The 5,695-nt window shown below is 69.7% G+C and carries 6 protein-coding genes; 3 read left to right on the top strand and 3 right to left on the bottom strand.

The features are described from left to right. A partial coding sequence (locus G6027_RS07660) for an HTH domain-containing protein (RefSeq protein WP_182636653.1) occupies positions 1-198 on the bottom strand: 198 nt, incomplete at its 3' end. Between the two features lie 153 nt (positions 199-351). Here G6027_RS07660 and G6027_RS07655 point away from each other — a divergent pair. Both G6027_RS07655 and G6027_RS07650 read left to right on the top strand, forming a co-directional pair. Further along, entirely contained in the window at positions 352-909 is a 558-nt protein-coding gene (locus G6027_RS07655) for a DinB family protein (protein WP_182636652.1), read from the top strand. A 100-nt stretch (positions 910-1,009) separates the two neighbouring features. Further along, on the top strand, positions 1,010-1,627 hold the full coding sequence (locus tag G6027_RS07650; RefSeq protein ID WP_182636650.1) for a DUF664 domain-containing protein: 618 nt from the start codon (positions 1,010-1,012) through the stop codon (positions 1,625-1,627). Positions 1,628-1,664: 37 nt separating this feature from the next. On the opposite strand, the gene G6027_RS07645 is transcribed toward G6027_RS07650, so the two are convergent. Beyond that, a complete protein-coding gene (locus tag G6027_RS07645; protein WP_182636649.1) occupies positions 1,665-3,167 on the bottom strand; it encodes a WS/DGAT domain-containing protein in 1,503 nt (500 codons plus the stop codon). A gap of 182 nt (positions 3,168-3,349) precedes the next feature. Further along, positions 3,350-4,840, bottom strand: a complete 1,491-nt coding sequence (locus tag G6027_RS07640; protein WP_241726916.1) for a WS/DGAT domain-containing protein — start codon at positions 4,838-4,840, stop codon at positions 3,350-3,352. Positions 4,841-4,960: 120 nt separating this feature from the next. Here G6027_RS07640 and G6027_RS07635 point away from each other — a divergent pair, with 120 nt between their 5' ends. Next, positions 4,961-5,551 carry a flavin reductase family protein gene (locus G6027_RS07635; RefSeq protein ID WP_182636648.1) on the top strand — a complete coding sequence of 197 codons (591 nt, stop codon included), beginning with the start codon at positions 4,961-4,963 and terminating at the stop codon, positions 5,549-5,551. Positions 5,552-5,695 lie beyond the last annotated feature (144 nt).

The following is a 5,695-nucleotide window of genomic DNA, read 5'->3' as shown; positions in this document are numbered from 1 at the left end:
GCGTCCCGATCCCAGCCGGTACCCCCCGCCCGCGCCGCGCTCGGACTCGACCGGATAGCCCAGGTCGCGCAGTCGGTCCACGTCCCGCCGCACCGAGCGGGTGGTGACCCCGAGCTCGGCCGCGAGTTCGGGCCCGGTCCACACCGCGCGCCGCTGCAACAGGTCGAGCAGTCCCAGCACGCGCTGGGTCGTGGGCATCTTGTCCTCGGTCACGTGGTCCACTCTCGCACCGTCAGAGGACACGATCTGTCCTGATTACCTGAGAGTCTGCTGTCGGACCGCGAGCGAGCGGCCCGACTGTCGGCCGACCGCCCCCACCACCGGGAGACCACCATGACCACTGCCCGCACCATCGACTGGACCGACCAGCTCGTCGACCAACTCGAGTACCACTGGACCAGCCACCTCCGGCCGCGCCTGGAGGGCCTGACCGACGACGAGTACCACTTCTCCCCCGCACCCGACGATCGGACCTGGGGCGTGCGTCCGCGGGGCACCGGTTCCGCGGAAGTGCAGGCCGGCAGCGGCGACTTCACGATCGACTTCGCCTATCCCGAACCCCGGCCCGCACCGCTGACGACCATCGCGTGGCGGATCGGCCACGTGGTCGTGGGAGTGCTCGGAGCCCGGTGGCACGACCATTTCGGCGGCCCGCCCCACGACTACATGACCCACGAGTTCGCCGGTGACGCCGAGGGCGGGCTCACCCAGCTCGACCGCACCTACGCGGGCTGGATGGAGGGGGTCCGGGGGCTCGACGACGATGCCCTCGCCACGCCCGTCGGGGAGGCCGAGGGCCACTGGTCCTCCGCCCCCATGGCCACCCTCGTCCTGCACATCCACCGCGAGGTCATCCACCACGGCGCGGAGCTGTGCCTGCTCCGTGACCTGTACGCCCACACCCGTTGATCCGGTCGACCGGTCGGTCTGTCTGACCTGGACGGCCCGGACGACCCGTCGGCGCTCGCCGACACCACCCCATCCACGACGCACCACCCAGGAGTTCGCCATGCCACTGTTCCCCGCCACCCACACCACCGAGCGCGAGACCCTGCTCGAGTGGATCGACGACGCGCTCGTCAACGCCCGCTCGATCGTCCACGGCCTCACCGGCGATCAACTGCGCGCGCGCCCGGTCCCGTCGAGTGAGCTCACCCTGGGCTGGCTCATCCTGCACATCGGCCAGGTGGCCGAGGGCTGGCTGGGCCGGGCGGCCGTCGCGCCGGACCCCCTGGAGACGGGACGCTCGCTACCGGAGGCCTTCGAGTGGGCCGAGGCCGTCAACAGGGTCGACCTTGACGCGACCGCCGAGGACATCCTCGCCGAGTACGACCGTCGGTGCGCCGCCGGACTCGCCCATCTCCGAGCCGCCGATCTGGACGCGCAGGTCCCGGTCCCCACCGAGATGCCGTGGTTCCCGCCTGAGCTGGCACCGTTCAACGGACGCTGGGCCGCGCAGCACGTGCTGACCGAGATCAACCGGCACAGTGGACACGCCGACCTGCTTCGCGAGGCGCTCGACGGTCGCACGATGTACGACCTGATCGCGGAGGACCAGGGCATCGACATGTCCTACATCGGTGCATGGTTCGCCGCGCACCCGGAGGTCCCGGCGCCGGCGTGGTGAGGCGGGCTCGTTCCGGGAGGATCGACGCGCCGGCTGGTCATTCGCCTTCGTGCCAGCCGGCGAACGTCGCGAACTTGTCCTCGATCATCCCGGCCACCCGGCCCGGGTCGGGCACGAGTTCCGCGTCGGTGGCGATGCCTACCGAGACCTTGCCGTTGTAGCTGAAGATGCAGATCCCGAAGGCCTGGTCGCCGGTCATCGGAACCCAGCCGAGTATCCCCTCGACGGGAGTGCCGGCTATCCGCACCGTGGAGACCGGCCCGGGTACCGACGTGAGCTGGCCGACGGTCTTGTTGGCGAGCAGGTCGATCACCGCGTGCGCCACCGGGCCGGGAGTGACCGCCACGCCGAGCATGGTGGCGAAGTTGACGTGCGGTTCGAACGAGTAGCGCACCCGGGACATGGACGTGGCGATCGCGTCGATGAGCTCGTCGGCGTCATCGATCCCCAGCGGCAGGCGCATGAGGATGATCGTGAGGTGGTTGCCCAGTTCCTCCGGCAGTTCGTCGCCCACCGGCTCGATGGACATCGGCACCATGAGGTTGATGTCCGAGACCCGACGATCGCCGTGGGCGTCGAGGTACTCGGTGAGCGCCCTGGACACCGCCGCGAGCATCACGGTGGTGACTGTGGTGTCGTGCGCCTTCGCCACCCTCTTGATCGCTGCGAGGTCCAGCCCGGAGATCCAGGAGACCTTCTTCTGGACGTGGGCGTGACCGCTCCAGGACAGCTCGGGCGATCTGGGTTCGAACAGCAGCCGGAAGGTCGAACGATAGGTATTGGTCGTCCTGTTAGTGGGGTCGACGTTGTCTGCCAGGGATTCCACGACGCGCGTGGGCACCCGGGTGACCCCGCGGCCCGGGGCCACCACGTCCCTGACCAGCCGCGTGAGGGTCCACGGGAACGTGACCGTGGCGCCGGCGAGACCGCGGGCGATGCCGAACGAGTCCCTGACCATCCCCACCCCGGCGCTGCCGACCGTCCCGAGTATCCCGCCCCCACCAGGGGAGAGGGGTCGGCCCACCCGGGGCAGCGGGGTGTCGTCATCGCTATCACACAGACCCAGGACCAACTGGGTCAGCCGGATGCCGTCGACCATCCCGTGCTGGACCCGGAACAGGACCAGCGCACCCTCCCGTTCGGCCTCGTGGCCGTGGCCGTGGCCGTGGTAACCCTCGAGGAACTCGGCACGCCAGATGGGGCGGTCATCAGGGAGCTGGATGCTCATCTGCTCGGAAACGTACGCCTCGGCCTCGGCCCGCCCGCCCGGCGCGGGGAGCCGACCGCGGATCAGATGGTTGGAGAGGTCGAAGTCGGGATCGTCCTCCCAGTACCACCGCCTGCCCTCGCGGACCGGGACCCGGCGGAACACCGGGTGGGGTCCGACCATCCGGGTGGTGATCGTCTCGGTGACCGCGTCCCAGTCGGGGATCTCCGAGAACCACACCAACGACGTGATGTACATGAGGTTGTCGGGGCGATCCATGTGCAACCACAACTGATCCCGCAGCGGAATCCTGACTCTCGTCGTCTCCCCCATCGTCCCGGCCCCTCTCCCGTGGCCACGCTCGCCCACCGGGCTATGTGCGCTCCGCTTCAGGCTAGAGCAGGCGTGACCGACATCACGAGGGTTCTCCCGGTTCGCCACACCTACCGGGGTCCATGGGCCGGCGTGGTGAGGTGCGGCGCGGAGAGGAGGAGCGGCGACGGCGACGGCGGTCCTCAGACCTGGGCCTCCCAGCCGTCGAAGGTCGCGAACTGGCCCTCGATCATCTCGGCGACCCGGCCAGGGTCCGGCACGAGTTCGGCATCGGTGGCTATCCCCACGGACACCCTTCCGTCGTAGCTGAAGATGCTGATCCCGATCGCCTGGTCTCCGCTCATCGGCACCCAGCCGAGCATCCCCTCGACCGGTGTCCCTGCGAGCCGCACCGCGGAGTCCGGCCCGGGAACCGAGGTGAGCTGGCCGACGGTCTTGTTGGCGAACAGGTCGATCACCCCGCGCGCCACAGGCCCGGGGGTCGCCGCCACACCGAGCATGGCAGCGAAGGTGACGTGCGGCTCGAACGAGTACCGGACCCTCGTCATGGACGTGGTGATCGCGTCGAGGAGGTCATCCGGGTCGTCGATCCCCAGCGGTAAGCGCATGAGGATGAGCGTGATGTGGTTGCCCAGCTCCTCACCCGCCTCGTTCCCGGCCGGCGCCACGGACACCGGCACCATCAGGTTGATGTCCGAGACCCGGCGGTCCCCGCTCGCGTCGAGGTACCGGGTGAGCGCCTTGGACACCGCGGCGATCATCACCGGGGTGACGGTGGTGTCGTGCACGGCTGCCACCCTCTTGACTGCAGCGAGGTCCAGCCCGGTGACCCAGGAGACCTTCTTCCGGGCGCGTGCGCGGCCGCTCCAGGACAGCTCCGGTGCCCTGGGCTCGAAGAGCAGGCGGAAGACGGAACGGTACGTGTTGGCCATCCGGTTGGTGGGGCTGACGTGATCGGCCAGGGACTCCACGACCCGGGTGGGTACCCGGGTCAGCTCCCCGCCCGGGGCCAGCACGTCCCTGGTCAACCGCGAGAGCGTGACCGGGAATCTGATCGAGGCGCCGGCCAGGCCACGGGCGATACCGACCGACTCCCTCACCACCTCGACCCCGGCGCTTCCGACCGCCCTGAGGATCCCGCCGCCCCCTGAGGCGAGTTCGCGACCTACCCGGGGCAGAGAGGCGTCGTCATCGTGGTCACACAGACCCAGGACCAGCTGGGTCAACCGGATGCCGTCGACCAACCCGTGCTGGACTCGGAACAGCAGGAGAGCGCCCTCCTGTCCGGACTCATGCCCGACGAAGTTCTCGACGAACTCGGCGCGCCAGAGGGGGCGGTCGTCCGGTAGGGGCTGCCCCATCTGTTCCCCGATATACGCCTCGGCCTCGGCGCGGCCGCCCGGCGAGGGCAGACGACTGCGGACGACGTGGCGCGAGATGTCGAAGTCGGGGTCGTCCTGCCAGTGCCACCGCCGCCCCCGTTGTATCGGAACCCGGCGGAACACCGGGTGGGGGTCGACCATCCGGCTGCTGATCGCCTCGGCAACCGCGTCCCAGTCGGGGACCTCGGCGAACCACATCACCGAGTTGATGTACATGAGGTTGTCCGGGCGATCCATCATCAACCACAGCTGATCCCGCAGGGGAATCCGGACTCTCGTCGTCTCCGCCATCGTCTCCGACCCCTCTCGACCGCCCCGCCCAGCGTCCACGTCGTGTGCTCGCCGCCCCAGGCTAGATCAGGTGTGACCCGGATCACGCTTCTCCCCCCTGGGCAGCGGCAGAATGGTGGGATGCGCACCATCCACACGCCGGACGATCCTCCCGCGAAGGGCCTGTACGCGCTGCTCACCGCGTCGATAACCCCTCGGCCCATCGCCTGGGTCTCGAGCATCTCCGCGGACGGGGTGCCGAATCTCGCCCCGTACTCGTTCTTCACAGTCGCCTGCGCCGAGCCCGCGATCCTGTCGGTCACCTCGATCGGCCGCAAGGACACCTTCCGCAACGTGGTCGAGATCGGTGAGTTCGTGGTGAACATCGGGACCGAATCGCTGATGGAGGTCATGAACGCCACCTCGGCTCCGGTCGGCCCGGAGGTGGACGAGTTCGCCCTCTCGGGGCTGACCGGCGAGCCCTCCGAGGTGGTGTCGGCGCCACGGGTGGCGGAGGCACCGATCGCGTTCGAGTGCGTGCGGCACGATGTGATCGACCTCGGCACCAGCGCGATGCTGCTCGGCCGCGTGGTGAGCGTGGCGATCTCCGACGAGGTGCTGGCCGCCGACGGGCTGCCGGACTTCGACTCGCTGCTGCCGCCCTCGCGACTGGGTCGCCACCACTGGGGCTACGCCCCGCGCACGAGGGAACTGCCGCGGCCCGGGAGGTAGCGGCGGCAGACGCCGCGAGACCCGAACTACGACGACGAAGTGCGCTCCCCCTTCGACTGCTGCCTGGCCCGCCGGGGCGGTTCGACTACTGCAGCGCGTAGCAGCGGCGGATCCGGTCCAGCCACCAGTCCCGCCGGTCGGGGC

The organism is Dietzia sp. SLG310A2-38A2, assembly GCF_014145095.1.
GTDB lineage: Bacteria > Actinomycetota > Actinomycetes > Mycobacteriales > Mycobacteriaceae > Dietzia.
Note: the sequence above shows the minus strand (reverse complement) of the source record. Positions and strands in the feature narration are given on the sequence as shown.